The organism is Staphylococcus croceilyticus, assembly GCF_002902575.1.
Taxonomy (GTDB): Bacteria; Bacillota; Bacilli; order Staphylococcales; family Staphylococcaceae; genus Staphylococcus; species Staphylococcus croceilyticus.
The window spans coordinates 2,539-2,857 of sequence record NZ_PPRD01000147.1; the positions used below are offsets into that span (position 1 = coordinate 2,539).

At 21.0% G+C, this 319-nt stretch carries 1 pseudogene; it reads right to left on the reverse strand.

The features are described from left to right. Window positions 1–281 (reverse strand): annotated as a pseudogene (locus CD128_RS11970) (glycosyl transferase family 1); the annotation flags it as partial. Window positions 282–319: the final 38 nt, after the last annotated feature.

The following is a 319-nucleotide window of genomic DNA, read 5'->3' on the forward strand; positions in this document are numbered from 1 at the left end:
ACGTATTTAATTTTATAATTACATTCATTTTGCCAATATGAAATATAATCAATACTTTCTTTGTTAAGGACACTAATTGATTTTTGAAAATAATCATACATGTTTATATAATCTTTTTTATCGAGAAACTTTGCAGCATATTTGGACATAAATCTATTCCATGATAAAAATAGACATTTAGCTCTTTTATTATTATTTTTAAACAAGAATAACCGATTAATCATTGCTTTTTCAATACCAGTAATACTATTACCTAAATTAAAACCGACAAAATAATACATATTATACCTCATAATAAATAATTTAATATGATTATAAC